The 26,959-nt window shown below is 51.3% G+C and carries 28 protein-coding genes and 1 tRNA gene; 15 read left to right on the top strand and 14 right to left on the bottom strand.

Features of this window, described 5'->3' with window-relative positions; translation table 11 throughout:
* The first annotated feature begins 3 nt into the window (after positions 1-3).
* Positions 4-3,057, top strand: a complete 3,054-nt coding sequence (locus tag U9S71_RS03235; RefSeq protein ID WP_326325190.1) for a lantibiotic dehydratase — start codon at positions 4-6, stop codon at positions 3,055-3,057.
* On the opposite strand, the gene U9S71_RS03230 is transcribed toward U9S71_RS03235, so the two are convergent.
* Positions 3,020-3,709: a LytR/AlgR family response regulator transcription factor gene (locus U9S71_RS03230; protein ID WP_326325188.1), complete on the bottom strand. Its 690-nt coding sequence runs from the start codon at positions 3,707-3,709 to the stop codon at positions 3,020-3,022. The two genes, U9S71_RS03235 and U9S71_RS03230, sit on opposite strands and share 38 nt — an antisense overlap.
* A 7-nt stretch (positions 3,710-3,716) precedes the next feature.
* Positions 3,717-4,841 carry a sensor histidine kinase gene (locus U9S71_RS03225; RefSeq protein ID WP_326325187.1) on the bottom strand — a complete coding sequence of 375 codons (1,125 nt, stop codon included), beginning with the start codon at positions 4,839-4,841 and terminating at the stop codon, positions 3,717-3,719.
* A gap of 178 nt (positions 4,842-5,019) precedes the next feature.
* Between U9S71_RS03225 and U9S71_RS03220 the strand changes: the two genes are divergently transcribed.
* The 8 genes from U9S71_RS03220 (at position 5,020) to U9S71_RS03185 (ending at position 9,043) form a co-directional block, all read left to right on the top strand.
* Positions 5,020-5,181, top strand: coding sequence for a response regulator (locus U9S71_RS03220; RefSeq protein ID WP_326325186.1), 162 nt, complete (start codon positions 5,020-5,022; stop codon positions 5,179-5,181).
* Position 5,182: 1 nt separating this feature from the next.
* Entirely contained in the window at positions 5,183-5,806 is a 624-nt protein-coding gene (locus tag U9S71_RS03215; RefSeq protein ID WP_326325185.1) for a Crp/Fnr family transcriptional regulator, read from the top strand.
* A gap of 94 nt (positions 5,807-5,900) precedes the next feature.
* On the top strand, positions 5,901-6,236 hold the full coding sequence (locus U9S71_RS03210; protein WP_326325183.1) for a hypothetical protein: 336 nt from the start codon (positions 5,901-5,903) through the stop codon (positions 6,234-6,236).
* A 90-nt stretch (positions 6,237-6,326) separates the two neighbouring features.
* Positions 6,327-6,650 (top strand): hypothetical protein, encoded by a 324-nt coding sequence (locus U9S71_RS03205; protein WP_326325182.1) that lies wholly within the window; start codon positions 6,327-6,329, stop codon positions 6,648-6,650.
* A 192-nt stretch (positions 6,651-6,842) separates the two neighbouring features.
* Entirely contained in the window at positions 6,843-7,322 is a 480-nt protein-coding gene (locus U9S71_RS03200) for a hypothetical protein (protein WP_326325181.1), read from the top strand.
* Entirely contained in the window at positions 7,241-7,759 is a 519-nt protein-coding gene (locus U9S71_RS03195) for a CHAP domain-containing protein (protein WP_326325180.1), read from the top strand. Before U9S71_RS03200 ends, U9S71_RS03195 begins: the two co-directional genes overlap by 82 nt.
* 55 nt (positions 7,760-7,814) lie before the next feature.
* Positions 7,815-8,447 carry a fibronectin type III domain-containing protein gene (locus tag U9S71_RS03190; protein ID WP_326325179.1) on the top strand — a complete coding sequence of 211 codons (633 nt, stop codon included), beginning with the start codon at positions 7,815-7,817 and terminating at the stop codon, positions 8,445-8,447.
* 95 nt (positions 8,448-8,542) lie between these two features.
* Complete coding sequence (locus U9S71_RS03185; RefSeq protein ID WP_326325178.1) at positions 8,543-9,043, top strand: hypothetical protein; 501 nt, start codon at positions 8,543-8,545, stop codon at positions 9,041-9,043.
* Between the two features lie 13 nt (positions 9,044-9,056).
* Here the strand turns inward: U9S71_RS03185 and U9S71_RS03180 are convergent, their stop codons facing one another.
* Together U9S71_RS03180 and U9S71_RS03175 are read right to left on the bottom strand one after the other, a co-directional pair.
* The gene (locus U9S71_RS03180; RefSeq protein WP_326325177.1) at positions 9,057-10,463 is read right to left on the bottom strand and encodes a Gfo/Idh/MocA family protein; all 1,407 of its coding nucleotides are present in this window, start codon (positions 10,461-10,463) and stop codon (positions 9,057-9,059) included.
* 74 nt (positions 10,464-10,537) lie between these two features.
* On the bottom strand, positions 10,538-11,482 hold the full coding sequence (locus tag U9S71_RS03175) for a glycerophosphodiester phosphodiesterase (RefSeq protein ID WP_326325175.1): 945 nt from the start codon (positions 11,480-11,482) through the stop codon (positions 10,538-10,540).
* 97 nt (positions 11,483-11,579) lie between these two features.
* On the opposite strand from U9S71_RS03175, the gene U9S71_RS03170 reads away from it, so the two are divergent.
* Positions 11,580-12,170 carry a YdeI/OmpD-associated family protein gene (locus U9S71_RS03170; protein WP_326325174.1) on the top strand — a complete coding sequence of 197 codons (591 nt, stop codon included), beginning with the start codon at positions 11,580-11,582 and terminating at the stop codon, positions 12,168-12,170.
* A 43-nt stretch (positions 12,171-12,213) separates the two neighbouring features.
* Here the strand turns inward: U9S71_RS03170 and U9S71_RS03165 are convergent.
* Positions 12,214-12,288, bottom strand: a tRNA-Pro gene (locus tag U9S71_RS03165).
* Positions 12,289-12,444: 156 nt separating this feature from the next.
* Between U9S71_RS03165 and rplS the strand changes: the two genes are divergently transcribed.
* The 3 genes from rplS to yidC all read left to right on the top strand — a co-directional run bounded on the left by rplS (position 12,445) and on the right by yidC (position 16,480).
* On the top strand, positions 12,445-12,792 hold the full coding sequence (rplS, locus tag U9S71_RS03160; RefSeq protein WP_436410298.1) for a 50S ribosomal protein L19: 348 nt from the start codon (positions 12,445-12,447) through the stop codon (positions 12,790-12,792).
* A gap of 209 nt (positions 12,793-13,001) precedes the next feature.
* Positions 13,002-14,621, top strand: a complete 1,620-nt coding sequence (gene pyrG / locus U9S71_RS03155) for a CTP synthase (protein WP_326325172.1) — start codon at positions 13,002-13,004, stop codon at positions 14,619-14,621.
* A 20-nt stretch (positions 14,622-14,641) separates the two neighbouring features.
* Positions 14,642-16,480: a membrane protein insertase YidC gene (yidC, locus tag U9S71_RS03150; protein ID WP_326325170.1), complete on the top strand. Its 1,839-nt coding sequence runs from the start codon at positions 14,642-14,644 to the stop codon at positions 16,478-16,480.
* Between the two features lie 27 nt (positions 16,481-16,507).
* On the opposite strand, the gene U9S71_RS03145 is transcribed toward yidC, so the two are convergent.
* The 7 genes from U9S71_RS03145 to U9S71_RS03115 all read right to left on the bottom strand — a co-directional run bounded on the left by U9S71_RS03145 (position 16,508) and on the right by U9S71_RS03115 (position 24,003).
* Positions 16,508-16,912, bottom strand: coding sequence for a cytochrome C (locus U9S71_RS03145; RefSeq protein ID WP_326325169.1), 405 nt, complete (start codon positions 16,910-16,912; stop codon positions 16,508-16,510).
* A gap of 1 nt (position 16,913) precedes the next feature.
* Positions 16,914-17,198, bottom strand: coding sequence for a hypothetical protein (locus U9S71_RS03140; protein WP_326325168.1), 285 nt, complete (start codon positions 17,196-17,198; stop codon positions 16,914-16,916).
* A 9-nt stretch (positions 17,199-17,207) separates the two neighbouring features.
* Positions 17,208-18,212 carry a cytochrome c gene (locus U9S71_RS03135; RefSeq protein WP_326325167.1) on the bottom strand — a complete coding sequence of 335 codons (1,005 nt, stop codon included), beginning with the start codon at positions 18,210-18,212 and terminating at the stop codon, positions 17,208-17,210.
* A gap of 36 nt (positions 18,213-18,248) precedes the next feature.
* The gene (locus tag U9S71_RS03130; protein WP_326325166.1) at positions 18,249-20,348 is read right to left on the bottom strand and encodes a cbb3-type cytochrome c oxidase subunit I; all 2,100 of its coding nucleotides are present in this window, start codon (positions 20,346-20,348) and stop codon (positions 18,249-18,251) included.
* 66 nt (positions 20,349-20,414) lie between these two features.
* A complete protein-coding gene (locus U9S71_RS03125; RefSeq protein WP_326325165.1) occupies positions 20,415-20,849 on the bottom strand; it encodes an RrF2 family transcriptional regulator in 435 nt (144 codons plus the stop codon).
* Between the two features lie 84 nt (positions 20,850-20,933).
* A complete protein-coding gene (locus tag U9S71_RS03120) occupies positions 20,934-22,283 on the bottom strand; it encodes an acyl-CoA dehydrogenase family protein (protein ID WP_326325163.1) in 1,350 nt (449 codons plus the stop codon).
* A gap of 91 nt (positions 22,284-22,374) precedes the next feature.
* Positions 22,375-24,003: an acyl-CoA carboxylase subunit beta gene (locus U9S71_RS03115; RefSeq protein WP_326325292.1), complete on the bottom strand. Its 1,629-nt coding sequence runs from the start codon at positions 24,001-24,003 to the stop codon at positions 22,375-22,377.
* A 127-nt stretch (positions 24,004-24,130) separates the two neighbouring features.
* Here U9S71_RS03115 and U9S71_RS03110 point away from each other — a divergent pair, with 127 nt between their 5' ends.
* Positions 24,131-24,331 (top strand): hypothetical protein, encoded by a 201-nt coding sequence (locus tag U9S71_RS03110; RefSeq protein ID WP_326325161.1) that lies wholly within the window; start codon positions 24,131-24,133, stop codon positions 24,329-24,331.
* A gap of 59 nt (positions 24,332-24,390) precedes the next feature.
* Here U9S71_RS03110 and U9S71_RS03105 read toward each other — a convergent pair whose 3' ends face one another.
* Both U9S71_RS03105 and U9S71_RS03100 read right to left on the bottom strand, forming a co-directional pair.
* Positions 24,391-24,990: a hypothetical protein gene (locus U9S71_RS03105; RefSeq protein ID WP_326325160.1), complete on the bottom strand. Its 600-nt coding sequence runs from the start codon at positions 24,988-24,990 to the stop codon at positions 24,391-24,393.
* Entirely contained in the window at positions 24,959-25,750 is a 792-nt protein-coding gene (locus U9S71_RS03100; protein WP_326325159.1) for a hypothetical protein, read from the bottom strand. The genes U9S71_RS03105 and U9S71_RS03100 overlap by 32 nt, the downstream gene beginning before the upstream one ends.
* 265 nt (positions 25,751-26,015) lie before the next feature.
* On the opposite strand from U9S71_RS03100, the gene U9S71_RS03095 reads away from it, so the two are divergent.
* The gene (locus U9S71_RS03095; protein ID WP_326325158.1) at positions 26,016-26,891 is read left to right on the top strand and encodes an AraC family transcriptional regulator; all 876 of its coding nucleotides are present in this window, start codon (positions 26,016-26,018) and stop codon (positions 26,889-26,891) included.
* Positions 26,892-26,959 lie beyond the last annotated feature (68 nt).

Genomic DNA, 26,959 nt, shown 5'->3' with positions numbered 1-26,959 from the left:
GTCATGACCATAGAACCGCTCGATTTTTTTATGCTGCGCACGCCACGGCTCGCCGCTAATACCATCAATGAATTGAATGCCAACCGCACCCCTGAAGCGCTGGCCAACTACCTCAATACCTGCTTCCAAGAACCGGCCTTGCAGCATGCCGTGGCCGTAACCAGCGGACCCCTGCACCGCGAACTCATGAAATTTCTGGAAGAAGGGCCGCCGAGCCTGCAGCCCAAACTTTCAACCACCCTCTATAAGTACCTGGTGCGGATGGCAGCCCGGGCCACGCCCTTCGGCTTGTTTGCCGGGGTAGCACTAGGCCGTATGGCTGCCGGACCATCGGACTTCACACTGTCGGGCACCAGTACGCCCGCACTCCGGCTGGATATGGCCTTTTCGGCACACCTCACCCGGTGGGCCCATAACCATACCGATATCCGAAAACGCATCGCGTATCGGTTAACCAACAGCTTAATCGTGTTTGAGGACCACTACCGCTACATGGGTTACCGCCTCGATAACGGCAACCGACACGCCCATTGGATACGGATGAAGCGGAACATCCTGCTGGACCATGTGATTCCGTACACCCGCGAGACCCGTACATACCGTGCCACCTGGACGTTCCTTACGCAAATGGGGCTGAATGAAATCCAAGCGGAAAATTATATAAACCAATTGGTAGACCGCCAGCTTTTGGTGCCCAATACCGAACCGGTAGCAACCGGGAAAAAACCCACGGCAGATGCCGTTGCGGCCACCTTCGGCATACCTACCGATAGCAGAGGATGTTTTGCCCCATCCCTGGATTCGGCCCATGAAGTAATCGCAGCTATCCCGCCCGCTGCCCGGCAGGGATTCAAAGGCATGCCCATACAGGCCGACCTTGCCATCGGGACCGACCGTAACCAGCTGTCGTGGCAAACCGCCCGGCGGCTGACCCAAGAAATCGGTGAGTTGATGCCGCTGGCTCACAACCGGATCCCTGCGGAACTCACCGACTTCTGCCGGCGATTTACTCTTCGATACGACACCAAGGAGGTCCGCCTGCTGGAAGCTTTAGATCCCGATCGCGGCATCGGCTATGGCGATACACGCAGTGCTTACCGTTCGGGCAGCAGTTTGCTGCAAAATCTCGGTTTGAATGCCCCCCGCACAGGCGACCAACTTGCGGATAACCTGCTCCACATCATGATGCGCCAAGGCACGATAGATCCGACCCACACGCCGGTTATCGAATTGTCCGCAGAGGATGTGCGTTCGCTAGCGAAGGTGACACCGCCAGAACAATTAGATAGCGCGACAACGGGCTACATTATGGGCCAATTCCTTGCCCCGAGTACCACGGCACTTGATCGGGGTGACTTCCTTTTCCGTTTACAGACCGCTTCCGTGCGCTCCGCACTTCCCCTCCTCGCTCGTTTTTGCCATTTAGACGAGCAGTTGGAAACGAAGCTCCGGCAATGCGCAGAAATGGAAGATCAAGCGTCGCCCGATATATGCCTGGCTGAAATCGTCTTCATACCGGACGACCGGATGGGCAACATAATGCTACGGCCGGCACTGCGGAAGCATGAGCTGGTGCTTGCCGGACACGGTGCCACCGCCGACGAAAGCAGCATTCCGGTTGCCGATCTATTTGTCTCTGTAGTGAACAGCCGGGTAATCTTACGGTCTGAAAAACTCGATAAGGTAATCGTACCGCGGCTGAGCTGTGCCCACAACTACCGGACGGGCACTTCATTGTATCGCTTTCTATGCGACCTCCAGCACCAAAGTCACTCGTTTTCCATCAACTGGGATTGGGGAGCATACAGCGCATACGATTTCCTCCCTAGGATTACTTATAAACATGTGGTATTGAAGCGGGCCAGATGGCGCATTCCGGCACCCCCAGACCCATTGTTCTTCCAACAGCAGCCACTGGTTGCTGTGGCCGAACTGCGCAGCCGGCACAACCTGCCGGCTGAAGTGCTCCTTACCGAAGGCGACAATGAGCTATTGCTCGACCTTGCACATTTTGCCGCGGCTGAGATACTGATAAAACACCTAAAAAGTGCGCCCGTCATCTTATATGAAAATCTGGCTACGCAAGGCAACAGCCCCGTGAAGGGCCGGTGCGGAAATCCGTTTTACAACGAAGTGATCATACCTTTTAAAACTAACGGACAACTCCCCTTACCGAGCAAACCCCCTGCGCCGCCTCCAACCGTCAGACGGTCGTTCCCTCCGGGGAGCGAATGGGTGTACTTAAAGCTCTATATGGGCCCCGGTGAGTGCGATCGCGTGCTAACCGGCCAGGTAAATGGTTTCCTTACGCAGCTGAAACAAGCCGGGTGGCTCAATAAGTGGTTTTTTACCCGGTACGCCGATCCGGAGCACCACCTGCGTATCCGTATACTGCTCCGACCAAAGGATGGTCAGCTCCCGTGGCAGGGATTTTCCGACTGCGCCAGCCAATTTTTCGCACCGGCCGTGGATCAGGGCCTGATTTACCGCATCCAGTATGATACCTACGAACGCGAACTCGAACGTTACGGCGGCACGGCGATTACCGCTTGCGAAACGGTATTCCACTTGGATAGTGAAGCTACGCTAGCGTGGCTGCCACAGTCCGCCACCGATGCTAGTGAACGCAACAGGCTGGTCTATGCCATGATTGCGATAGACGATTTGCTGGAATCTTTTGGTCTGCAACCGGCAGACAAACTGAAATGGGTAATGAGTTGGTCGGAAAGCTTCTTCCGTGAGTTTGGTAGTGCCAAAAGTCTCAAATTGAATCTGGATAAAAAATTCAGAGAAAACCGCTTGGTCATTGAACGCCAATTCCACGCAAGTCTCCGACACGTAGACAAGAGCGCGCCGCTTGGCAAACGGTTTGATGCACTAAAAGCATTGGATGCGAAGCCTTGGATTACCCCACAAATTGCCGCATCGTTATCGCATATGTTTGTAAACCGTCATTTCCATACGGAGCAACGGGAAATGGAGCTGATTTTATATCATTTCCTTACCAAATGCTATCGTGCTAATCAATACCAAAATGACGGCGTAATTCGTTTTTGAACGTATCACCTATAGGGATTTCCCGCAGGTTACCTTTCATGACGATTTTTTTAGCCGAAATCGATTTTACAAACTCAACATTTACGATATAGGATTTGTGCACCCGTAGGAAACAATCGGTCGGTAGTTCCTTCCCGACATCCCCCAACATACCCCATAGCGTATAGGTGCCTTCCGTTGTTTCAATCGTCACATAATCCTTTTGTGCCTGTATAAAACAGATTTCGTTGTAAGGAACAATGATGTACTTGCTTCGATCCTTTACAATTAAATAGTCCGGGCTTTTCGTTGCCCCATGTTTCAGGTCTAAAACGGCCTTCGCCTTGTTGGCCGCTTTCATGATACGCTCGAAATCAAAAGGTTTAACCACAAAATCCAACACGTCTAAGTCATAGCTCTCGGCGCCGTAATTGGCGTTACCGGTTACAAAAATGAACAGGGGTGGGTTGATCAAGCTTTTGAGATAAGAAATACCATCCAATTCCGGCATGTGAATGTCGGAAAACACCAGGTCGATACGGTCGCTAGCCCCCTTCAACGCTAACGGGCTTTCGTAGGCTCCCACCAGCTTAAGAAAAGGTATGCGATCAATGTGTGCTGCTAACGCCTCGCGCGCCAACCCGTCATCTTCTATGATAATGCAATTGTACATGGTCAGTTTATAAATGAATTTCTAAAATAATGTGATATTCGGTTTCCGTTTCCCGGATTTGTAGCGAGTGCCGGTTTGGATAATATAATTTCAGCTGTTTCATTACGTTTGCAGTACCAAGCCCACCAAGCGGCGGTTTCTCCGCGGCCCGGTTGACGTGGTTACCCACGTTGAGCCGAAGCATCCCGTCGGCAACGGCCAATTCGATCTGCACCCATGCTTGCTTGCGGCTTCGTTCGGGTCCATGCTTAAATGCATTTTCGATGAATGGCATGAGCAACATGGGTACAACCCGGTAAGGTTCTTTGTCGTCATCAATCGTTAATGAAATCGAAACATGGTCGCCATACCGCATTTTCATTAAGGAAACGTAGTGCTGGATGAATTGAACTTCTTTTTTGAGCGGTAGTTTCTCGTCTTTCGCTTCATAGAGCACATAACGCATCGTCGTCGATAATTGGAGAATGGCATTGGGTGCCCGCTCATCACCCTTAGACACCAGCAGGTGAATGCTGTTTAATGTATTGAATAAGAAGTGAAGCGACGACTCTGATTTGAGAAAATTCAATTGAACCGCTAGTTGGTCGCGCTCCATCTGTACTTTCTCCTTGGACTGGTCTGCGTAAGACCGGACCAGTTTCGGGCCGATGGTCAAGGTAATGATATAAATGTAATCGAGAACCAATTCTGAAGACTTCTTAAAGGTAAACAAGCTGAAATAACCACCTTCTAGCACAAAATTAATGTAGGTTTCAAAACGCCTGTCTTCCATTTCAAACGTATGTCGTACGATATAGCAAACCAGAAAAGTCATGGAAACCCACCAAATATATCCGATGGCATAAAAGCCACCGAGCCGATATTCGTTTATCCGCACACCTCTGGAAATAAACCACGATCCCGCATAGAAGAGGGTCATGCCTGTCATCATTTCCTTCACAACGAAAATCCATACGCAATCACCACCTACACGGCTATAGGTAAGGTAAGATAGCGTTGCAATGACGCACCAAAACGCCACATGCAACGATAGCCGCTTAAGCGGATTAGCGACACTGAATGCGCCGAAGAGCTGTGTTCCGTGATTAGATTGTTTAAGGTATTTAATGGCTATGTTCCTCCCCAGCCCCAAACTTAATTAAATTTTAAAAATTATAGCCTATATCTATTGAATTTATAGCTAAAACGTATAGCGTGGCGTAGCATATAGTCTTATTTTTGGCCACCGGTTCACCAACTTTTTAGCCATGCGGCTAAAGCATAGCCTTTTAGGTTCATTAATTTCGTCTGTTAACCCCTTCGATATCATCATGATCAATAAAATTAAAAATAATCAACATACAGACATCCATATGCCCGCCATGAATGGGTATCGCAGTACCCGATGGCTCCGAAAGCATTGTCCCGAGATGGATATACTCGCACGCTCGGGTATGGAAGCCCCCCAAGCATCCACCGAAATCATCGAATGACATGGAAAGGAAATATCCCACCCTATGGTCAGCTTTGATCCAGTGTATCGGGCCAGACATGGTCGTACCCAGCGAATTGAACACCGAATTGTTGGCCAGCCTCGAACCGGTAACCGCGCCGCGGCGCACAGTGCTCCAGACGGCCGGCGAACCTGCTGAATGGATTTATTTTTTTGTCAGCGGCTTAGCCGTAGCCTATGCAACGGTTGACAACGGCGACCTACATACACGCAAGGCGCTTTACCTCTACCATTCGGGCAATTTCGTGCTGCCGGTCACTGCCACACCATACACGGAAAACATGCCCACAGATATTGAAGTGGCTTGTGATGCCGAATTGCTGCGCCTACCGTACCAACGCTATGTATACTTCTTACAAACCTACGCCGAGTTTGGCCATTTCGACCAACGGTGCCGGGCGGATGTCGCAGTGGAGCGGATTAACCACCTGGCCATGCTGAGGGCCCGCCGCACCGTAACGGAGCGGATGCTGTGGCTGTATGCCATATACCCCGAGTGTGTGATGACGGTGCCCGACCAGACGATTGGCGATATCCTCGGTGGCTTTAGCCGCGAAATCATCTGCAAGAACCGCCCGAAAGTCATCGAGATGCACAACTTCTAACAAGAAACGGTACAAAGTGTGAAGTTGTTCACGCATCCGTTTAATGTAATCTACTGATATTGGGCAACATAAATAACTTTTTAACCTTTTATGTATGAAAAATGTATTAACAGAAGAACATGCCCTGCGCGAGCTGCGTGAAATCCGCCGCCTCTTGGAAGAACATTTCGGTAGGGACAAAACCCAAGAAATGGATCTGCCAGACCTGGTAGACATCACCTTTGCCCTCCAGCAGTTGGGTATTAGCCGAAGCACATTCTACAAACACGTGCGGGGAAAGCTTCTTCACGCCGTGCTCCGTGTGGGCAACCGAGACTACTTCGATCGGCTTAACGTGATTAACTTGCACCGCTGGCACGTGGAATCTAAACTCCCCTACCGCAAGCTCGTGCCGCTGGGAAGTGGTCGGCAAGCACCCCGCGCCGCCTAACTCACTTAGGTGTACGCTTTCAGGGCCGCCCGGTATGGGCGGCTCTTTTTTTGCCGTCCATGTGCGGGAATGGCTAATCTCCGTACATGGATGCCTCATCCCCGAACGGCAATGCGCTTTCCCCGGCAGGGATTTCATTTCCTCCTTCATCGACGACAGCTCCCCGCACGGGGGGTTGGTATCCATCATCACCGGTACGGCATCACCAATCCTGGGTTTGGTTTCCCCGACGGGAATGCAGCACCAACGATTGAATATGGCCCAGCGCTATACAAGGCTTCCGCATCCATGGCCGTGGAAAAGCCATCAACGGCCATGGGTAAGCCATCAACGACCGCGGATGAGCCATCCATAACCGTGTGTTCTGTTTCCCCGGCGGGGGCGTGCCATCGGCAATCGTTGATGGCCAATTAGCGAACGGCATTGAGCGACCCACGGCCGCGTATGTGTTATCTGCGGCCGTGGATTTACCGTTTTTTAGACAGTAGTGTCCGTACTTGTCTCTACACTGTCCGTACTTGTCCGCACATTTTAAACAGTACCCCCAGCCCGCTATGTTTGTGGTGTAAACAAAAATTAGAAACGCAGAAATGCAAAAAAAACAACATGATGAACACACAACGAACAATTAAACAACATGGGTGGTCCGCCGGGTCACCGAACCAGCCTGCAAAGCCCCGGCTACGGAAAATCATGCCCAACGAAGATTACGTCGACCTGTTGCATGAACGCGCGCAACCCGCTAACCGCCCACCGGGACTATGGCCGCTGGCCGGATTACTTACCGCGCTGGTAGCCACTTTACTTTTCGCCGGGCCACTGCTTCGGCTGGCAGACCCTACCGCGGCAGTGGTAGATGTGGGCACGGTGAGCCTCTTCTTGCTCGCCGCTATCGGTCTACTGGGTTTCCATATGGCGGCCCGCGCACTTGCCCTACGGTTATATCGCTGGGCATACCGATTATCCGGCAGTATTTTTATTGAACCCGCTAACGAAATGACACCATGGCAACACGCATGCGTTTTCTTGGCCTGCTATGCTTCCTTGTTTTGGGGATCCGTGGCCTTGCTCTTGGCGATCCTCTAGTCCTGAAGAAAACGTACCGCAGCGAGGTGGGCGTTAAAGAGGCCACGGGCAACAACGATGGGCCCCGCGTGGCGGAATACCTCGGCTACTGCGGCCTACCGGAGGGCTACGAGTGGTGTGCCGCATTTGTATCGTGGGTGCATGGTCAGGTTGGATACGCCAAGCCACGGAACGCCTGGGCAGCAGCGCTATTCCCCGCGTATAACATCGTTTGGACAAAAGAAGCCACTATCGCAACGCCTAGGCCCGGCGATGTATTCGGCATCTACATCGCTTCCAAAAAACGCATCGGCCACTGTGGTTTTGTAGATGTATGGGATGGCAAATGGTGCATCACCGTAGAAGGGAACACCGACAACGCCGTGGTGCGCAAACGGCGGCTGGTGGATACAATCCATGCTGTGGCGAGGTGGGCAACGGAGGTTGTGAACGAATGAACGGGCGATAGCCCAAATTAATTAATTAAGCGAATACGCTAAAAACAAAAAAAACATGATTAAACGAGTAGCCAGAGGTGGCTTTAAAGACCTTAAAGACAACGAGATGCTGGATCTTTCAGCAACAGTACTGGGTGCGATGGAGAGCAATACCAACTTTACCGAGCCCTCACCGACCCTCGCCGAAGTACAGGCCGCACACGACGAATATGCCGCACGGCTGCATGTAGCCAAGCGGGGTAGCCAACTGGACAACAGCCTCAAAAGAGACGCCCGCGAGGTACTTGAGGGTTTGCTCAAACGTTTGGCATTTTACGTCAGTACGGTAGCCAACGGATCACTATCGGTGGTACTGAGTAGCGGCTTCCGACCCAACAGCCTCCCTAAACCAACCGGAGCACCCGGTAAGCCCGAGCTCGTAACGGTACGGTCTTGGCGACAAAGTGGCCAGGCCAGCCTGACCTTCGATAAGCCAGCGGAAGCGCTGTTTTGCGAGTACCAGTACACGAGCGCGAAAGACATGGACGGACTGCCCCTGTGGTCGGACGAAATCTTTGACACCCCTACAGGAACGGGCAACATCATCGCCCCCCTTACCCCGGGCGAACAGTATTTCATCCGCGTGCGGGCACGCAACAAAGTAGGCATGAGCGACTGGACTACGCCCGAACCGTATTGGGCGCAATAACCCAGCCATGAAGCTGTAAATCGAATCCAGGAGGTCGCTGCGGCGGCCTCCTTTTTTATAACTCCTTTCAATAACAACAATTAACAGGTACCATCATGAGAAAAGATATAATATCAGTTGCTTGCCTAGCGCTCGTCGCTTGCAGCACACATCGAAATCGGACGAAGAACACCGCCAGCATCGCAACCGAACAACAGCATCGCATCGCGGTGCACGATACCACGAGTAGGCAACTGGCGCAGGTACGTTTTACCCATTCGTTGCAGGGTCGATTGGCTGAAGTAGAAATCGTGCCGCGGGGCACTTTCCGTTACCACCCGGATAGCGGGTACACCGGCGGAGCGGAAAAAGTTACGGTAAAACATTGGGCCGTATCGTACCACGTCGAGGCAGACAGCGTAGCCACATCGGAAATGACTGCATCGGCAGTCGAAGCCGAGCAACACAGCGACTCGCACAGCGCTTATGAAAAAACACAGCGGGAGCTCGAACGCCACCCGGCGGTTGTACCGCGTTATGGATGGGTATGGCTGGTCACTGCCGTTGCGCTGCTTGCCCTCGCCTGGCTATACCGGCGCATACGCGCGAAACTGTGAAATCGTCAACGCGCTAGACCATCTCCCACCCCGGTCGAACGGGCTCCCGCAGGTATTGGTCTGCTTCGGGCAGGCCCTTCGCCCGCATGTTTTCACTATCCCAATAAATCTTCTTTCCACCCAGCCGGAGTGATAGCACCCCGAGAAGGGTGATTTCCGTAAGGCGGGCTCCGTATTCAAAATTCGCACTTGCGGCCGGGCCACCTTTGATGGCGTCGACCCAATCGCGATAGTGTCCATTTGACCGGGGGATGCTCGGCTTCGGCGGATCGTACTTCGCGCCCCGCTTTTCGGGGAAGATCTGCGGGTTCGAACCGCCCGCCCCGGTTACGAGAACACCCTTTTTGCCGATAAAAAGAGAACCCCGGCTGGGCAGTTCCACGCCATCGGGCAATTCATCTGGACGGGCGGGCTGTAAACCGCCGGAATACCAGACCTGTTTGAATTCGGGCTGGTTGCCCCGCTTGGCGAAATGGTAATAGCCGATTTCGCCATACGGTGCGATATCGGCATCGCTGTAGCCGGCAGGGAATATTTCTACACTCTCGGGCGCGTGCAGGTCGAACGCCCAAACCGATGGATCGAGGTCGTGGCAACCGAAATCGCCCAAGGCGCCACAACCTAGCGCCCAAAAATCTCGCCAGGCTACGGGCGTGTATTCCTTGTGGCAGGGCATATAGAGCGTGGGGCCCAACCACAGATCCCAACCAATGGCCTGTTCATCCGTGGAAGGCCCTGTGGGCAGGCCCTTTAAACCCGGGTTCCACCGCGAAGCGGGCACCCAGGTATGTGCTTCCTTCACTTTCCCGATGGCGCCGTCGCGCAGGTATTCAACAGTTTGCCGTATGCCATCCCCGCTATGCAGGCTGTTGCCCATTTGTGTGGCCAAGCCGGTTTCGCGTGCAACCTCCATCACTTTGCGTGCCTCCCAGATGTTATGCGTGAGCGGCTTTTCACAATACACGTGCTTACCCGCACGCATAGCTTGGATAGACACATAGGCGTGCGTATTGTCGGGCGTGGAACACATGATGGCATCAAGGGAAGATTCCTTCTCAAGCATTTCCCTGAAATCGAGGTACTCGCTGATCTTGAAGTTGGCATTTGCCGACCTGTAGCGGCTTTCGATCATTTCCTTTACCGGTTCGCGGCCGGCGATCGACTTATAATAGAAATCTTTCAAATCCCAGTATCTTGCGGGGTCTGCTATCGCGGTAACCTGCACATCTGGCAATTTTAACAACGCTGCGGTGTTTTGCCGGCCTTTGCCGCCTGCACCAACAATACCTACCGTTACTTTATCGCTAGGTGCTAGAAAACCTTTACCGCCCAGCACATGCCGGGGAACAATCATAAATCCGGCGGCAGCAACGGCCATCCCTTTAACGAATTCTTTGCGTGTATATGCTTTTTGCTCCATGTTGTTATTTATAGTATGTTGGTAATATGCAAAGTATATGATTTAAACGTATGGGTGTTACGGCCGTAGTTTTTCTATAGAAACGCGTAGCCGGTCTCGTCTGCACATGTTCCCTGCAAATGCTCCATATAAAGCCCTTCGCCGAAAACCGTTTCGGGATGCTCGTGCAGAAGCATCAGCTTTTGGGGCTCATCGGTATATAACCGTTGAACACCGAGCCCGATAAGGGCTTTCATTACTTCCGTATCGTTGACCGTCCAAGCGCCTATTTCCAGTCCAGCGGCCTTTACCTGCTGTACCTTCTCGGCCGTGATCCCTTTGTATTGAAGCACCAGGGCTTCAAATCCATGGGTTTTCGCTATACGGATATCGGCCGCGATATCCGAATCGGCTGGCCGATCCCAGAATACGCGGATTGCCGGAGCCAGTCGTTTCACTTCCGACATGTAGGCGAGGTTACCATCATTGAACCCTACCCGATCAACCATATTCAGCTTTTTGATGATGGTGATGGCGGATTGGACGCAATCGGCCTTAGGCTGGATAGAAATGCGGGTCTGATTATTTCCTATGAACAACCGAAGCACATCTTCGAGCAGGGGTATGGTTTGCGGCGGACATTGCTGGAGGGTTAAACCGTGTTTTTTACGGAATGCCGTGGCCACATCTACGGCCTTCAATTCGTCATACGTATGCGAGGCTACCAGCAAATCTTTATCGCCAACCCTACCGGTACGAACATCGTGTAGTACGACCAAGCGACCGTCTTTGGTGGTATGGACATCCAGTTCGGCCCAGTCGACACCAAGGCTTATCGCACTTTGGAAAGCCGGGATGGTATTTTCGGGGAATTCGGACGAATTACCGCGATGGGCTGTAACCCCAGCCCCCAGGGGGCGATGGGTTGTTGGCCCCTGGCCAAGCACGGTTTTCCCGAAGAAAACCACCATGACGCTTGCCAGCATGAGGACGCTAAGAAATGTGGTTCGTGCTTTTTGCGATAATATTTCGTTCATCATAAAAGAATGGTTATTTTGGTGCTAAATATAAACTAAAATTGGTAAGGCGGGAAATGCAGCCCAATAACGATATAATGACATGAAGGAATTTTAAACGATGAATGAACAAGCGGAACGTTTTTTTGACAAGAACCAGAAATGGAGCGAGGAAATGAATGCCTTACGGGAGATTGTGTGCGCGAACAAATTGCTCGAAGAAGATTTTAAATGGATGCATCCCTGCTATACCTTCCATGATAAAAACATTGTGCTCATACACAGTTTTAAGGAATACTGCGCCTTGCTGTTTCACAAAGGTTCGCTACTGAAAGATGCGCAGGGACTGCTGATACAGCAAACGGAAAATGTACAGGCTGCGCGGCAGTTGCGCTTTACCAGCGTACAGCAAATACATGAGCTGGCTCCGGCGATTGCGGATTACGTCAACGAGGCCATCGCGATTGAAAAGTCCGGAAAGAAGGTGCCAATGAAGAAAGTGGCCGACTACCCCGTGCCGACGGAGTTCCAACGGGCGCTGGACGACGACGAGGCCTTGAACAAGGCATTCCATGCGCTCACACCGGGGCGGCAAAAGGGGTATTTGTTCTACTTTTCGCAAGCCAAGCAAGCCAAAACGCGCGAAGCGCGGATTGAGAAGTACTACGAAAATATCCTAGCCGGGAAAGGCATCGACGACCTAATAAAATAAAAAAGTCCCTCGCCGTTGACAGGGGACTTCCATTTTTGTTGTGTCGGGGTGGCAAGATTCGAACTTGCGACCTCCTGCTCCCAAAGCAGGCGCGATAACCGGGCTACGCTACACCCCGAACCCTGAAGGTCTGCAAAGGTAAAAATTAAATTGTATTTCCAAAAAATACATCACATTTCTTTTTTAAAAAAACAACTTTCGTATTCCAAAAAATATCGCTAATATTGCAGCTCGATTTTTACGGGATAATAATCGGCATTAATTACTCAGAATCATGGATTTAGTAAAGTTTGTAGAAGATCAGGCGGTAACAAAAAATGAGGTTCCCGCATTCAAGGCAGGGGATACAGTTAGTGTTCACTATAAAATCCGCGAAGGAAACAAAGAGCGCGTCCAAGTATATCAAGGGGTTGTCATCCAACGCAATAGCATTGGCACCAACCAAACCTTTACGGTACGTAAGATTTCAAACGGCATCGGTGTAGAGCGTATCTTCCCGATAAACTCACCAAACATCGAGAAGGTGGAAATAAACAGCCACGGTAAAGTGCGCCGCTCTAAATTGTATTATCTGCGCGGCCTTACGGGCAAAGCTGCACGTATCAAGTCAAAGCGATTCTAACCGCCCCGGGCGTTTTAAGCATATGAAGAAGCTTTCCGAGAAAAGAAAGCTTCTTTTTTTATTTGAAAGATTTTGCCCATCGGGAACGTTACCCGAAAATCTTTATCGATAATCTCGGAAAAAAGCATACCTTTGTATCCCGTACATAAACGTGATGCTTAACGCTTTTTTTGGCTTACAACGCGAATAGCATACACCCAAAATTTGTCATGACTAAATACATTTTTGTTACGGGCGGCGTTACCTCGTCGTTAGGGAAAGGTATTATTTCGGCTTCCTTAGCCAAGCTTCTCCAAGCACGGGGCTACAAGGTAACCATCCAGAAGTTCGACCCCTACATCAACATTGATCCCGGTACGCTAAACCCGTATGAGCACGGCGAATGTTACGTTACGGAAGATGGCGCGGAGACCGATTTGGACCTCGGCCACTACGAACGGTTCCTGAACACCGCTACCTCACAGGCCAACAACGTAACCACCGGCCGCATTTACCAACACGTCATCGACAAGGAACGCGAAGGCGCTTATTTGGGCAAAACGGTACAAGTGGTACCGCATATCACTGATGAGATAAAACGGCGCATGTGCCTGCTGGGCCAAAACGGCGACTACGACATTGTGGTAACCGAACTGGGCGGTACGGTGGGCGATATCGAATCGCTGCCTTTTATTGAAGCAGTGCGGCAATTGCGCTGGGAGTTGGGCAGCAGCAACTCGTTGGTGATCCACCTTACGCTGGTGCCTTTCCTTGCCGCTGCAGGTGAACTCAAGACCAAGCCCACGCAGCACTCGGTTAAAACCTTATTGGAATACGGTATTCAGCCGGATATACTGGTTTGCCGCACGGAACACCACCTCAATTCGGAAATCCGTAAGAAACTTGCGCTCTTCTGTAATGTGAATATCAATGCCGTCATCGAATCGATCGATGCGCCCTCCATTTACGACGTGCCGCTGCTGATGCTCAAAGAGCAACTGGACAAAACAGCACTCACCAAGCTCAAACTTTCTACGAAGAACGAACCCGATCTGGCCAACTGGAAGGTGTTCTTGGGCAAACTCAAAAACCCTACTGCCGAAATAACCATTGCAGTGGTCGGAAAATACGTCGAATTACCCGACGCTTACAAATCCATCAACGAAGCCTTTATCCATGCGGGTGCCATGAACGAGTGCAAGGTGCGTGTAAAATACATCGCTGCCGAAAGCATCGACGATGATAATGTGCAAGAAAAGCTCAGGAAGGCATCGGGCGTGTTGGTGGCTCCCGGCTTTGGCGAGCGCGGACTGGATGGTAAGCTAACGGCTATAAAATATGTACGCGAAAACAACATCCCGTTTTTCGGCATCTGCCTGGGTATGCAATGCGCGGTGGTTGAGTTTGGACAGAATGTGCTGAAACTTAAAAACGCCAACAGCGTAGAGATGGACCCGAAAACCAAACATCCGGTGATTCATTTGATGGAAGAGCAAAAGCAGGTGAAGAACATGGGTGGCACCATGCGTTTGGGTGCGTACGACTGCGAAATCAAAAAGGGCACCAAAGCGGCAGCCATCTATGGTAAGAGTAAAATATCGGAGCGCCATCGGCACCGTTACGAATTTAACAACGACTACCTTAACCAATATGCAGAAGCCGGTATGGTGGCCTCGGGCATTAACCCAGAGAATAACCTAGTAGAAATTGTGGAGCTCAAAAACCATCCCTTCTTCGTAGCAGGGCAGTTCCACCCAGAATTAAAATCAACGGTTGCAAATCCTCACCCACTTTTTGTTAGCTTTGTAGCCGCTTCTTTGACCTATAGCAAAGCAGCAAAACAGAAATAGCGAACAGCGCAGATTTAGAAATGGATAGAAATACACTGACAGGCCTGGTTTTAATCTTTGTCATCATTGCAGGTTCTTTTTATTTGTTGCAACCTTCGGACGAAGAAATAAAGCGTGAGCGCCAGTTGCAGGATTCGCTTGCCCGCGCCAGGGCCGGCATTGAAAATGTAACCCCGAATACCACCGACACGACCGGAACAACCCTAGCAACCACAACACCCGAAATCGATTCTACCGTACTAAACGGACCATTCGGCCAAGCCGTCGCCGGCAGCGAGCGAATCATTACGCTCGAAAACGAACACATCAAAGCGGCCATCAGCACCAAGGGTGGCCGAATAAAATCGGTGGAACTGAAAGACGAGAAAACCTACGATGGGCAGCCACTGATGCTGTTTGATGGCGAGCATAATAAATTTGGCCTATTCTTCTCGGCGGCTGGCAAAAACATCATCACCAACGACCTGTACTTTACCACACAAGGCAACGATATCCAAGTAACCGACCAAGACTCGGCATCGGTGACCTTCCGTTTGGCCTACGCTGCCGATAAATACATCGACTACATTTACTCGATACGCGGCGGCGACCACAACATTGGCTTCACCATTGTAACCAAGGGCATGCAGGATGTGGTAGCGCCCACAGAGAAACAGTTGGTACTCAATTGGGAAGCGGCACTGACGCAGAAGGAGAAAGACATGGACAGCGAGCGCCAGCGATCTACTTTATATTATGCCCATGCCGACCAAGACATAGACCATTTAAGTACCACCGAAGATGAGGAAGAGAACCTCGCCGAGCGGCTTGATTGGGTCTCTTTCAAACAGCATTTTTTCTCGAACGTGCTCGTTTCAGAAAATGGTTTCAACGGCGGGAAATTAAACGTGTACACGAGTGCCGACCCCGCCATCGTAAAACTGTTTGCTGCCAACCTCAATCTCGATTTCAGCCGGCAGGACATCAACACCTACCCCATGCACTTCTTCTTCGGGCCCAACCAGTATAAGGTTTTGAAAGCGCACGGATATGGCTTGGAAAAGCAAATCGATATGGGCTGGGGGCCGATGAAATGGATCAATCGGTTCATCACCGTACCGGTATTCAATTTCCTGGATAGCTTCAATTGGAGCTACGGACTGGTTATCCTTATCCTTACGTTGCTCTTAAAATCGGTACTGTCACCGCTCACCTACCGGTCGTACGTATCCATGGCCAAAATGCGGGTACTGAAGCCGGAGATGGACGAAATTAAGGAGAAAGTAGGGCAAGACAACCCTACGCTGTTGCAGCAGGAATACCTCAAACTGTATAAACAGGCAGGCGTGAACCCACTGGGTGGCTGTATCCCCATGATTTTACAGATGCCGTTTACCATTGCGTTTTTCTTTTTCTTCCCCAACCTCTTCGAGCTACGGGGCGAAAGCTTTCTATGGGTTAAAGATCTATCCACCTACGATTCGATCATTACGTTTTCACCATTGCCCCTTATCGGCGTGGACCATATCAGCTTGATGTGTATTCTGATGACCGTAGTAACACTGGTATCCACATGGTATAACAACTCCATCTCGGGCGCGGCCAATGCACAGATGAAATACATTGGTTATTTCATGCCGTTGATTTTCCTTTTCGTACTGAACAGCTTCCCAGCCGGACTGAACTACTATTATTTCTTGTCTACGGTATTCACTTTCGGGCAGCAGCTCGTTATCCGCCAACTGGTTAACGACGATAAAATCCTGGCCATCATCGAGGGGAACAAGAAAAAGCCGGAGGCAAAGAAGAAATCGAAATTCCAGCAGCGCATGGAAGACTATATGCGCCAGCAGCAGAATAAGCCAAAGGGGAAAAAATAAGCTAAGGCTAGGGCATGTCGTTCATCGTTACGGCATGCCGAAGTACCGGAAAAGGTAAAACAACGCCCAACCGGCAAACGCTATGAGCAATACCCATACCCACGAGGGGATGCTCTGCGGCGTTTCACTGCCCTCAATGAGGAACGATTGCTGGTTACCTTTGCCATAGGCGTTGACCATGATGGGAATTACCCCATCAACGATGGCGTTTTCGGTTATTCCTTCTACATCAATCGCCGGGCCGTTGCGTACAATAAACGGGATGGTACGGATGCCTTCTTTACCGGTGGGATCTTTGCCTACAATCGTTAACGTGTGGGGACCATCTACCAATTTCTTGGTATCCAATTCGAAGTTGATCGGCGACATGACCTCCGCTATCGGTTGCGGATGGTCATCCAGAAAAATGCGTATCTTGCTCTTGCCTTCCATATCAATCAAGGTCTAAAACATTCCGTTTGATATGACTGGGCGTATCCTCGCCGGGGCGCACGAGCCATTTCATGGAATAATATAATGTAATCAGTACGATAACCGTTATCACCCCCACAATAAGGTAATCCCAATTGTTATCGGGTCCGGCCCCATGGGCAACGCCCCGCAACACCTTCGGTTGCTGTTTTTCGCATACGGGGCATGCCCAACCGGCTGCCGCCGCCGCCGTCAGCATGAGCGTGAGGGCGGCCCGCCTCACATAATGGTTTCTTGTCTTCTCCATGGTTCTCTTCTATTCATTGGCATCCTTCGCCAGAAAATCCAAAATTTCCGTAATCTCATCCTCGGTTACCTCCGAGCCCTTATTTCCCCAGCTGGTCCGTTCGTGGTTGATGATGGCTGCTATTTCAGCGGCGCTGAGCTCCATCATGGCGCCAATACCCGGCATTGCGGCAAACTCGGGGCGTGCATCATAGCCGTTCATGATAATATCTACATACAACTCCAAATCATCACCATTGACAACGCTGCTCTCTTTGAGCGATGGGAAGGCCCCCGGCAGCCCTTCGCCGTTGGCCTGGTGGCAGCTTTGGCAATGGGTGGCATACAACAGCGCACCGTCCAGTCCACCGGCTTCATCACCCGCTGCTGCTTTGGCCGCTTCCCGCGCATAGAGGAACTCGGGCGACGGCCGGCCATCGGGGAGCGGAACCTGCTTGAGCGACTGCAAATAGGCGACCAGTTGCAAAGCTTCTTCGGTAGCCACTACTTTGCCTTTCCCTGGCTTGAGAAACGCCGCTGGCACATTGACCACTATATCATCTTCTTTTGGGTATAGCTTGTATTCAAATAACCAAGGATAGGCGGGCATAATGGAGGCTTCTACCACCGTACGGGGGTTATATAGGTGCACCAGGTTCCACTCCAAGCTGGGCTGGCGGTTGCCGACATCCGTGAGGTCGGGCCCCGTACGCTCAGTACCCATCAACGTGGCCGTGTTGCGCCAAACGTCGGTGCGTGTAATACCGGCATAATCTGCCGCTACGCTTGGCCGTTTCCCCCACGGCCGGTCCATATCCACATTACGTACCTGCTGGGTATGGCAGGCTACGCAGCCATTGGCGATAAAGATCGACTTGCCTTTCTCGGCCGCAGCGCTCAGCGGTTCATGCCCCGGTAAAGGTGCGTTTTGCCGCTGGTTATGCAGTGCCGGCAAAATAGCTACAAACAGCGTGAGCACCAGGAACAACAAAAACGCCGCCGTAAATAGTTTTCTATGATCGTTAAAAAATTCCATTTCCTACTGAAGTATACTGAATGTCTAGTTACTGAATTAATCCTCACCGGCATGCTGGATGGCCGTTTCCCTGATATCCAGCGTCTCTTTATCCACCGACAGCATTTTGTACATGTTATACGCGAAAAACAAATGCGATAACCACATGAGGCTCCCCCCTATGGCGCGCCAGAGCCAATACGGCATCATCAGCGTTACACTTTCGATAAAGGGGCTCCCCTCCATCCACATGAGGCCTTTCAGGGTACTGCCATACATCAGCGGAACGGTGTAGAACATCAGTCCGATCAACGCCATCCAGAAGTGAGCACCTACGGTGGATTGGGGTGCCTCCTTGCCGGTTAATCTCGGCACCAACGCATATATACCCGCCCACAGGAAGAAGCAGATGATACCATACATGGTGAGGTGCGAGTGTGCCACGGTAAAATCGGTGAAGTGCCACAACAGGTTGGTATAGCGGAAGGCTTCCGCCGTACCCTGCAGCGAGCCCGTAAAGTAAAAGATGATACCGATGAGGAAAAACGGGAGGGTATAACTGTCTTTCACCTTATACCAACCGCCCTTAAAGGTAAGCAGGAAGTTGGCCGTTCCGGCCGCTACCGGAATAACCATGCCCATGCTGCCCACGATAGCTACCGTTTGCAACCACCATGGAATGGCGCTGAACACGAAATGGTGGGTACCGATCAGCGTATAGAAGAGTATCTGTGTCCAGAAGGCCAGAATACCCAAGCTATAGGAATATATGGGCCTATTGAGTTGCTGTGGCAAGAAATAATACACCACCCCCAACATGAACAACATGAACCACATGCCTACCCCCTGGTGCATGTAATACCCCTGGATGATCGTTTCGCCCAGTCCTTTTTGCCACCAGGGCACGTACGCTACGATGGAGATCACCAAAGCAAAAATTACCGCAGAGATGATGTACCAATTGGAAATGTAGATTTCGCGGGTGGTCCGCTTGGCCACTGTTTTGAGGTAATTGATCAGCGTAAGCACCAGGCCGACACCAAACAACAGCATAATGGGCCAAATATACTCGCGGTATTCGCCGCCGCCGTTATTGATGCCTGCCATGAGCGACAGCGAACCTAATATAACGGCGATGTTGATGAGGTAAAATGAATACCAGCCCATTTTTAAGCTGGCTATGGCCACATTACTTACGCGGGGTACCACGTAGTATCCCAAACCGATCATGGCGAGCGACGCCCAGCCCCAGAATACGGCGTTGGTGTGTACAGGCCGCAAGCGGCCGAAGCTCAACCAGCTCACCTGATCAGCATCGGGGGCGACAAACTTGATGCCCAGGTATTGCCCTACGGTAGTTCCGAAAAGCAGCCAAAACGTAGCGGCTACGAGATACCATACAATCAACTTGCTCAGTTGGGGGTCTATATTGGGCCGCCGTTGCGCCTTTTTCTTTACGGCAACGAAGGGGAGCCCTGAGTTTTCCCTGATTTTGATGATGCCTAGCCGGTCGGCAGCTGCCTCGGGGCCGGAGAGTTCTGTATCGTCCAACCGATAATCAAGCGCCTTTTTCCGTTCCACCAGCTCACGCTCGGCCTGTTCGCCATCCACTTCGCGCAGGTAAGCTGCAAATTCATCGGCCTCGGCCATGTCCATTTTTTTACGGTACCGTTTCAATACGCGCGATGCTTTGCCGACCATGATGATGAAACCCACCAGGATGGGAATGAGCAACAGCACGATGGTGATGATGATGCCCGCTTGGCCCAACAGCGATTCCCCTTCGCCGTTACCGGCGGGTTGTGCCCACGAGGCCAGCGCTGAGGCCGACAGGAGTAGAACGAGCAGCGTTTTTCGCTGCGTGTCGCCACCGCGAGCAGCGGGTTTATTGTTCCGGTTGCGGATCAGCGTGATGAGTCGCCCAAGTTGATGGGCGTCCAACTGCTGGAGGTATTTGCTATATCCCCCCTGTCCGTCGGCATGCCTACGGTCGGCTACCCGTTTGATGGTTTCGATACGGTGCAACAGCCATATAGCAAAGAGCAATAGAACGACCACCGCTAACAGTGAGATTAAGATGATCACTTCTGTGCGATTGAATGTGAAGCTGAATGGGCGCATTATCTCCTGCGCAAACAATAACGAAATCCTTACCATACCCAACTTTAAAATATATTAATACCTTTTATCCTTTATACATGCAAAAAAAAACCAACCCGCTTGTCAGGCCGGTTTCAGGAACGTCAATTTGTTCTCCAACTCCTCGGTGAATGAACCGAGCTTTGCCCCTTCGAGCATCCCGCGTATTTCTTCGCGGATTACCTTAAACTGGTAATGGATGGGACATGGTTTTGCTTCCGAACATTGCTTCAGCCCTAGCCCGCAACCCGAAAAAATCTTCTCGCCATCTACTGACTTTACGATGTCGGCCAACGAGCCTTCGAGTAAATGTTCATCGAGAAAAAAGCCGCCGTTGGGGCCCTTGGTAGACAGCACCAGCCCCTTGCGACTCAGATCTTGCAGTATCTTGGCGATGAACGACTCCGGCGAATCAATTTCTTTGCTGATTTCCTTTATACCGGCTTTCTCGCCGGCCTTAGACCGCTTGGCGACGAAAATCATCGCCCGGATGGCATATTCACAAGTTTTTGAAAACATCTATCAAACCAATTGCGGTGCAAATATACAAAGTATCAATAAAAGATAAAAAACTCTTTTTATTATTTTGTATCGGATGGATACTTACACAAACGCACTGAAGCCGGTAATGGATCTACCCACAATCAGCGAATTGATTTCCTTGGTTCCCTCATAGGAATAAATAGCTTCCGCATCGGCCAGGAAACGCGCCACATCGTATTCCAGCAAGATGCCGTTGCCGCCCATCACCTCCCGGGCCTGGCTGACGATATCGCGGGTACGGAGTGTGCAGAATACTTTAGCCAGCGATGCATGCTCATCGCGCAGCATACCTTCATCTTGCAATTCGGACAGGCGGTATACCAACGTCTGCATGGCCGTGAGGTTAGATAACATTTCCACAAGGTGGTTTTGGATCAGCTGGAACGATGCAATGGGCCTGCCGAACTGCTTACGTTTGCGGGTGTAGTCGAGTGCATTCTCATAGGCGCCTCTTGCGCAGCCTACCGCCATCCAAGCCACACCTGCCCGGGTAAGCTGCAGCACTTTGGCGGTGTCTTTAAAGGTGTTGGCATGTTGCAACCGGTCATTTTCGTCTACAAGGCAGTCGGTCATCGTAATCAGCCCATTCTGCACAATCCGCAGAGCCATCTTTCCTTTTATCTTTTCCACCTCAAACCCGGGGGTACCTTTCCGCACGAGAAATCCTTTCACCTCGCCATCTGCCACATCCTTGGCCCAGATGATGGTGACGTCGGCAAAGGTGGCATTTCCTATCCATTTCTTTTGGCCATTGAGCAGCCACCCATTTTCCGTTTTACGGGCCGTAACGGTAAGTCCACCCGCCGCGCCCGATCCCACTTCGGGTTCGGTAAGGCCAAAGGCACCAATCAGTTTCATCTGCTGCATAGCAGGCAGCCATTCCTTTTTCTGCGTATCGGAGCCGCAAAGATAGATCGACCCCATGGCTAAGCCACTTTGCACACCGAAGAAGGTAGCTACCGACGCGTCCACACGAGCAATTTCCATCGCGATGATCCCTTCCATCAGCGATGATTTACCTGCGCAGCCGTAGCCATCATAGGTGAGGCCGCAGACGTTCAATTCTGCCAGCTTGGGGATGATCTCAAAGGGAAACTCATCGCGCAACCAATAGTGGTTGACCAGCGGCCGTATTTCGCGTTCCATAAAATCGCGCACTTTCAGTTGCAGTGCACGGTCTTCCTCGCTGAGCCGCATATGCAGCTCGTAGAAGTCGCCATTGATGGGTGGCAGTTCGCGCTTGGGCTGTCCGCCGCGAAGCATTTTCATCAGTCCATTGAACTGCTTGTCATCCAATTTGGCAAACGCATCCATCACTTTTGGCAGGTCCACTTTCTGCGAGAGCTTGTCCAATTGTTCGAAATCGATGCGCTTGAATAGCTGATATGCCTTTTTAATTTTTGAAAACATAATTTTTTGTTTTTTTTGCTGTCCCGATTCACTTCATTCTCGGGATGTCTATTTTCTGTTGTCTATCGTCTGTTGTCTATCGTCTCACATCTCAAGTCTGAATAACCCCTACGTTAAACGGCCTTTCAATGGGCGCCTGATTGGCTGCCTCGATGCCCATCGCGATGACTTTCCGCGTATCCAGCGGGTCGATAATACCATCCACCCAGAGGCGCGCCGCGGCGTAGTAGGGTGTTGTCTGTTCGTTGTACCGCTCCGTTATCTCCTTTAGCAGTGTGTCCTGTTGTTTTGTGTCAACTTCCGTATCCGCTTTCTTTAACGAAGCCGTTTGGATTTGGAGCAGCGTCTTCGCCGCCTGGCTGCCTCCCATGACCGCAATCTTTGCCGATGGCCACGCAAAAATAAGCCGTGGATCGTACGCTTTTCCGCACATGGCGTAGTTACCCGCACCGTAGGAATTGCCGACGATGATGGTAAATTTGGGCACTACGGAATTGGCTACGGCGTTGACCATTTTAGCGCCATCTTTAATGATGCCGCCGTGCTCCGCCCGGCTACCCACCATGAAACCTGTTACATCCTGCAGGAATACCAACGGTATTTTCTTTTGGTTGCAGTTCATGATGAACCGGGTAGCCTTGTCGGCAGCATCCGAATAGATTACGCCACCGAACTGCATCTCCCCTTTCTTGCTTTTCACCACCTTACGTTGGTTGGCTACTATACCCACGGCCCATCCTTCCACACGGCCCAAGCCGCAGACGATGCTCTGACCATACCCGGCCTTATACTCCTCAAAATCGGAGCCATCCACCAGCCGGTGGATGATGTCGTTCATGTCATACGGCTTTTCGCGCGACGCGGGCAATATGCCATAGATTTCTTGTTCATCCAACTTCGGTGAGGCTGGCTTTATCCGGTCGAAACCGGCATCTTTCGGCTTGCCTAGTTTATCCATGATTCGGCGGATGGCATCCAAACACGTTTTATCGTCCGGGTGCTTGTAGTCCGTTACACCCGATATCTCGCAGTGTGTGGTGGCACCACCCAGCGTTTCGTTATCTACCGACTCGCCGACGGCCGATTTGACCAGATAGGACCCCGCCAAGAATACCGAGCCCGTACCATCCACAATCATGGCCTCATCGCTCATAACAGGCAAATAAGCGCCCCCCGCAACGCAAGAGCCCATAATGGCAGCAAGTTGTACAATCCCCTCACTGCTCATCCGCGCATTGTTGCGGAAAATACGCCCAAAATGCTCCTTATCGGGAAAAATCTCATCCTGCATGGGCAGGTACACGCCCGCGGAGTCTACGAGGTAAATGATGGGCAAACGGTTTTCCATGGCAATTTCCTGTGCACGCAGGTTCTTCTTGGCCGTCATCGGAAACCACGCCCCTGCCTTCACGGTGGCATCGTTGGCCACCACCACACATTGGCGGCGGGAAACGTAGCCCACGCCCGCAATCACGCCCGCCGACGGACATCCGCCGTGTTCGGTGTACATACCGTCGGCCGCTGTAGCACCGATTTCGAGCCAAGGCTGGTCGGCATCGAGCAGATGTGCTATCCGCTCGCGGGCCAACATCTTCCCTTTGGCTTTTTGCTTTTCTGCAGCTTTGGCTCCGCCGCCTTGGTACACGTTCTTCAACCGGTGCCTGAGTGTAGACACCGCTTGTTTATTCAGATCTTCATTTTGGTTAAACTCAAGGTTTATCATGGTTCACAAGATAGGCATTCTTTTTTATCTCGATATTTTTTTCATTTATTGGGTTACCTTTTACTGTACCACGTATTAAAACGTAATTAAACAGGTTTGTTTTAAACACAAAAAAGAAATTAACATGAAAAATGCATTCAAATTCGGTTTTTTAGGATTGTTCGCTGTTGTAGCTTTTGCTGCTTGCAACACCACCACTTCTGAAAGTGAAAACACCGCTGATTCGTTGGCAACTGAAATCGAAGAGCAAGTAGAAGCTACTACCGATTCTATCGATTCACTCGGTGACGCTGCTATCGACTCATTGGATTCGTTGGTAAACTAATCAATCGGATTGAGAAAATCTGGAAGAGGCCAGCCGCTGATGCGGCTGGCCTCTCCTTTTTAGGCGTCCATTAACCAATTATCTAGCAGATAGCGGCAATTAAGCACCTTCTCACGCAGGTCTGCTGGCGTATAGAAATAATGGTTGGAGGCCTCATACCCCAAGCGCGAATCGCCGGTTTGGAGTAAGGCCAATCGCTTAGCCAGGGCTATTTCATCGGTAAGCACACGGGCCACCTTCGTTTTCGCTGCTTCACGATTTTGAGCTATCGTTGCCAACGCATCGCGCAGCTCGATAAAGTCGACCTGATTGGCTATGCTCCGGTAATGAATGGAAATCGTTTCGATAATGTTGCATTCGCGATGTACCGCCGTGCGCGTTCGCTTGTCCAGCTTCAAGGCGCCGCCCTCGTCTGCCAAGCGATCGGCAATTGCGGCGAAGGCGTTGCCCATTTCACGGAGCAATCCCGCAAAAACGGTGGATGGATAGATGGAGCGCCAACTGGCGAGGTCATCGTAGGGCAGCCCAACCATCGTCGCTTTATATCCCGTGGGCTTGGGCCACAGCAAGTTGGAAGCGCCGCATTGCAGCGGGGCGTTGTAAACCACACCGATATGGTAGGGAAACTTACTGAAATGCTGGCTGACAGGCGTTGACAACCGCACCTGCTGCTTTGCCGAAACGGTGGTGGGCAACCGTTCGGATCGCATCGTCCGCCGAAAGATTTCCATCGCTGCCCATCAGTGAGACAACCTCCAAGTTCGGGGACGGGTATCCGCCCAATGTCCAGCTCAACATCATTCCTTCTATACCTTCGGCCCGAAGATGCTCTATATGTTTGGCTACATTATAAACCGCTGGTATATAAGGCACAGCACTGATCTCCCAGGTGTTGTTGGCCTGAATCTTGGCCATGGTTTTCAGGCCGTGGTCCCGCGCGATTTTCCAATGCCGTTTCGCCCTGGGGCCAGGACCTACAGCAGAAATGGAATACTCGCCGACCTGGCTTTTCACGCCACCCCGCTCGATTTCCAATTCCCATTCGCTGACACTCATCAGCAACGTATGTTCGGTAGATAAGCGTGGGATAATGGCCAGCGCCCATTCGCCGGGCCACCCCCAATCCCAGATAATCAACTGGGGCCGTTTGGCGTCGGCATCAACTGATTTGGCGTGGACGGCCGCTGAAAAGCCCCTGGCTATCCCACGGTTATAGGTATTAATAAGCGATGAAACCACCTTGGGCGCCCCCAGTTGCCCGCAGCGCGGACATTGGTTGCCCTGACCGTGCGACCAACAATGCGTAGGGTTTTCTGAGGCCGTGATCGAAAAGAAACCCGAAAGCAACGGCGCCCGTTCGATAATCTGGGCAATGGAGTCTTCGAGGTGCAGGAAGCCTCCCCAGAAGAAGGAGTGCACCTAACGTGGTATTGGCGGCGATAAACTGCCTGCGGTCCATCCCAAATTTACCTAGTTGATCCATCATCGGTCATCAATTTATAGCTTTCGGAATACCGGCAATGTACAGAATTTTACGAAATTTATAAAAATAGGGTCGTGAAGCAAGCGGGTGCACGGTACCTAATTCCATAATACCGATACTATTTTACGATAAATCACCTAACTAGTTGTTTTTCATATCAAATTACGGTAAATTAGCATCACTAACAATACGCACCGCATTATGAAAGCTGTCGAATACCGGTTACCTAAAGAGTTTGACAAATCGTTTATCGTCTTTACAGAGCGCGGCACGCACTTCCCGTGCCCGTGGCACTATCACCCGGAGTATGAGTTTGTGCTGGTAAACAAAAGTACCGGCCGGCGTATGGTAGGTGACCATATTGGCCACTTCAATGAGGGCGATTTGGTATTCATGGGACCTTCCCTACCCCACGTGTGGATAAACGACGCCATTTTTTTACAGGGTAACGCACAGCAAGAAGCCGATGCTATTGTTGTGCATTTCGTAGAAGATTTCCTGGGCGATAATTTCCTTTCCCTACCGGAACTGGAGCCACTCAAAAAAATATTGGACTTATCCAAGCGCGGGCTGGTTATCACCGGCAAAACCAAAATAGAGATTAACCGGCGGATGAATGGCATGATTGGGGAGAGCGGTCTGAGCCGGCTATCGTCGCTTTTCGCCATGTTTGATATCCTCGCCCACAGCACCGAGTACGAGCCGCTCGCCAGCCCTACCTACATGCAGCACACACAGGGTTATTATTCCGATCGGTTCAGCAAAATCACCGATTACATCCTGCGCAATTACCACCGCGACATCACCTTAAACGAGGTAGCTTCTGAGGCCAGCATGGCCATCACCACCTTCTGCAATTTCTTTAAGGAACACTACCGGATGACGTTTGTGGAATACCTCAATACGATCCGCATCGGCCATGTGTGTAAGTTGCTCGCGGATAGCGATGACAATGTGGTTACGATCGCTTATGAATGCGGCTTCAACAACCTAGCCAACTTCAACAGGCAGTTCAAGCGGCTTAAAGGCATGTCGCCGAGCGAATACCGCAAAATGCTTGTATTGGAGTCTGCATAGTTTTAAAACAGCAAACCCCGGCCGAAACCAGGGTTGCTGAACAGGCTGTCTGCCGGTGGATTACCTCA

Origin of the sequence: Parapedobacter flavus (genome assembly GCF_035818675.1) — a bacterium.
Classification (GTDB): Bacteria; Bacteroidota; Bacteroidia; order Sphingobacteriales; family Sphingobacteriaceae; genus Parapedobacter; species Parapedobacter flavus.
Note: the sequence above shows the minus strand (reverse complement) of the source record. Positions and strands in the feature narration are given on the sequence as shown.